Source organism: Streptomyces sp. NPDC051020 (assembly GCF_040683105.1).
In the GTDB taxonomy this organism is placed as follows: Bacteria; Actinomycetota; Actinomycetes; order Streptomycetales; family Streptomycetaceae; genus Streptomyces.
The window spans coordinates 1-3,135 of sequence record NZ_JBFBCG010000195.1 but is presented as its reverse complement, the minus strand read 5'-3'; the positions used below and the strand labels follow the sequence as shown (position 1 = coordinate 3,135).

Sequence of the window (3,135 nt, the reverse complement as noted above, 5' to 3'; positions counted from 1 at the left end):
GTAACGACAGCCGTCGGACCGTTGAGTTCTTCCAGGGAGCGACCTGCGACAACGGTTCCCCGGTCGCGACGGTCGGTCCCTGGAGCACCAGCAACAATGTCTTCACCCGTCGCCACATCCGCGGCGGCGTGAAGGTTCGCAACGGTGTCGTGGGCAGCTTCCGGGTGGTCCGCGACCACTTCGACCGGGACGACCGGGACGACCGGGGCGACCAGGGCGGGGACGAGTGGTAACACAGCCGCTTGCGTCATAAAGGAAACCCCGGCCCGTCGGAATCGGGCCGGGGCTTCCGGCGTGGGGGCGCCTGTGAGCGGTTGCCTGTTCGGGGCGGTGGTACGGGTGCGCGGCGGGTACCTGGTGCTCTGTGCATCGGCTTTGCCATCTTAGAGGGCGGTTCGTGAGCCTATGAGTGTTTCTGTCGTCGCCTGATGGTGTGAGTGCGGGCGGAAGCTGCCGGCCCGGGGCCGCTGGTTTGCCGGGGTAGCGGGGTGAGTGAACGCACGCCGTACCCGAGTGACTTATCGGATGAGCAGTGGTCACTGATCGAGCCGGTGATCACCGCGTGGAAGGCCCGGCACCGCTCGGTCAGCGGTCACCAGGGCGCCTACACGATGCGGGAGATCGTGAACGCGATCCTGTACCAAGGCAGGACCGGCTGCCAGTGGGCCTACCTCCCGCACGACCTGCCGCCGAAGAGTGCGACGTACTACTACTTCGCCATCTGGCGGGACGACGGAACCGACCAGGTCATCCATGAACTCCTGCGCTGCCAGGTCCGGGAGAAGACCCGCCGATTAGAGGACCCGACCCTGGTGGTCCTGGACACGCAGAGTGTCCACGTGGCCGCCGGGGTTCCCGCCGGCACGACCGGCCGGGATCCGGCGAAGAAGGTCCCAGGCCGCAAGCGGGGCCTGGCCGTCGATGTGCTCGGTCTGGTCATCGCCGTCACTATCCTCGCCGCAAGCGCGCACGACAATGCCGCGGGCATCGCCCTGCTGAACCAGGTCGCCGAGCACACCGGAGAAACCGTCGAGAAGGCCCTGGTCGACCAGGGCTTCAAGAACCGGGTCGTCGCGCACGGCAGCAGCCTGGGCATCGACGTCGAGATCGTCGAACGAAACCCACAGGAGACGGGTTTCGTCCCACAGCCGAAGCGATGGAGGGTCGAGCAGACCTACGGCATCTTGATACTGCACCGGCGCCTGGTCCGCGACTATGAGCACCGCCTGTCCTCCTCCGCCTCGCGCGTCTACTGGGCGATGACCCACGTCATGGTCCGCCGCCTGACCGGCGCGAACACCCCCACCTGGCGCGATGCGGAAGCGGTGATGGCGTGAACATCCAGCCCCTGCTCAACGCGCTCGACCTGCAGGAGGACGCCGCCCGGGCCCTGGCCGAGGACCTCCGCACCCAGATCGACGAACTGCAGGGCCGACTGCGGGAGGCCGAGACCCACCTCGAACACCTGGCGATCACCCGGAAGACCGTCACCGGCCTTGCCGACCGGCTCCCCGCCCAGACCTCCTCGCCCGACCTGCCCGAGCAGGGTCTATCAGGAATCAGGTGTAGTTCGTCTGTTTGGCCTACGGGTTCTTCGGTGGGCTGATCGGCCTACGCTCGTGTGGCGGTAAGGCGGCCGTCGAAGAGGACGTCGAACTCGTTCAGGGCGGTCTTCCAGCGGTTGTTCCAGCGCTGACGGCCGCGGCCGGTGGGGTCCAGGGCGAGGGTGGCCAGGTAGAGGCGCTTGAGGGCGGCGGTCTCGTTGGGGAAGTGTCCGCAGGCCTGGGCCGCGCGCCGGTAGCGTGCGTTCAACGACTCGATCGCGTTCGTGGTGTAGACGACCTGACGGATTGCGTCGGGGAGGCCGAGGAAGGGCACGAACTCGCTCCAGGCCCGCTCCCACGACTGGGAGATCGAGGGATACCGCTTGGCCCACTTCTCGGCGAACTCCTCCAGCCGGGTGCGGGCTTGTTCCTCGTTGACGGCGGTGTAGATGGGCTTGAGGTCGCGGGCGACATCGGCCCAGTCGCGGCGCGATGCATAGCGCAGACTGTTGCGGATGAGGTGGACCACACAGGTCTGCACCACGGTCTGCGGCCAGACGGTGTTGACCGCGTCGGGCAGGGCGGACAGGCCGTCGCAGACCAGCATCAGCACGTCGCGGACGCCTCTGTTCTTGATCTCGGTCAGGACGGTGGTCCAGTACTTGGAGCCCTCGCCGCCGTCGCCGGCCCACAATCCGAGGATCTCGCGGTAGCCGTCGGCGGTGACCGCGATGGCCACGTAGATCGGGCGGTTGGCGACGTGCCCGTCGCGGATCTTGACGTGGATGGCATCGATGAAGACGACCGGGTAGACCGGATCGAGGGGACGCGTGCGCCATTCCGCCATCGATTCCAGGGCCTTGTCGGTGATGGTGGAGACGGTCTCCTTCGTCGTCGTCATCCCGTACACCTCGGCGAGATGCGCAACGATCTCCCCAGACGTGAGGCCCTTCGCGGTCAGCGAGAGGACCATCTCGTCCAGCGCGCCGGTCCGCCGTGCGTACTTCGGCAGCAGCCTCGGGCTGAAGGTGCCCAGCCGGTCCCTGGGGACTTGCACGGTGACCGGGCCGACTTCCGTTATGACCTTCTTGGCCCGGTAGCCGTTGCGAGTGTTGCCGCCCGAGCGTGACCCACGCCCGCCGACCTGTCCGGCCTCGGCGGCCAGATGCTGGTCCATCTCGGCCTCCAGCGCGGCCTGCATCAGGTGCTGGGCCAGCTCGGGCAGGATCCCGCCCTCGCCCATCAGCCGCAGCCCGCCCTCGGCGGTCCGCTCCACCGCGAGCGCGGCCAGCTCCTCCAGCAACTCAGCGGACAGACCGTTCACGGATACCGGCATCGACTTCACGTCGGCACCCTGGGCGCTCTCACCAGCCTCGGCAAGCGACACGCCCCCAGCAGACTCGATCAGGTGACCAGTACTTGTACTCATCAGGTGACTCCTTCGTGGAGGGCCCACACCTGATTCATGACACTCCCCCCGAGCACCCGGACTACCCCCGCATCAGGTCGGTGTTGACGATGTTGATACCGATCTTGATGCTGATCAGGTCGGCGGGGGTGTCGCGTATGGTGCGGGCGGTGAACGGGTCGA

Annotated in this window: 3 protein-coding genes and 1 pseudogene; 3 read left to right on the top strand and 1 reads right to left on the bottom strand. The window is 67.3% G+C overall.

Features of this window, described 5'->3' with window-relative positions; genetic code table 11:
- The 3 genes and pseudogenes from AB0N06_RS38455 to AB0N06_RS38445 all read left to right on the top strand — a co-directional run.
- Nucleotides 1–233, top strand: a pseudogene (locus tag AB0N06_RS38455) (hypothetical protein); the annotation flags it as partial.
- Between the two features lie 255 nt (nucleotides 234–488).
- On the top strand, nucleotides 489–1,337 hold the full coding sequence (locus AB0N06_RS38450; RefSeq protein ID WP_366139315.1) for an IS5 family transposase: 849 nt from the start codon (nucleotides 489–491) through the stop codon (nucleotides 1,335–1,337).
- Nucleotides 1,334–1,606, top strand: a complete 273-nt coding sequence (locus AB0N06_RS38445) for a hypothetical protein (RefSeq protein WP_366139314.1) — start codon at nucleotides 1,334–1,336, stop codon at nucleotides 1,604–1,606. The genes AB0N06_RS38450 and AB0N06_RS38445 overlap by 4 nt, the downstream gene beginning before the upstream one ends.
- A gap of 5 nt (nucleotides 1,607–1,611) precedes the next feature.
- Here the strand turns inward: AB0N06_RS38445 and AB0N06_RS38440 are convergent, their stop codons facing one another.
- Entirely contained in the window at nucleotides 1,612–2,880 is a 1,269-nt protein-coding gene (locus tag AB0N06_RS38440) for an IS256 family transposase (RefSeq protein ID WP_366139316.1), read from the bottom strand.
- Between the last annotated feature and the right edge of the window lie 255 nt (nucleotides 2,881–3,135).

Coding starts and splice junctions, on each gene's coding strand:
- AB0N06_RS38440 (WP_366139316.1), bottom strand. CDS start 2,880: ATGCCGGTATCCGTGAACGGTCTGTCCGCTGAGTTGCTGGAGGAGCTG.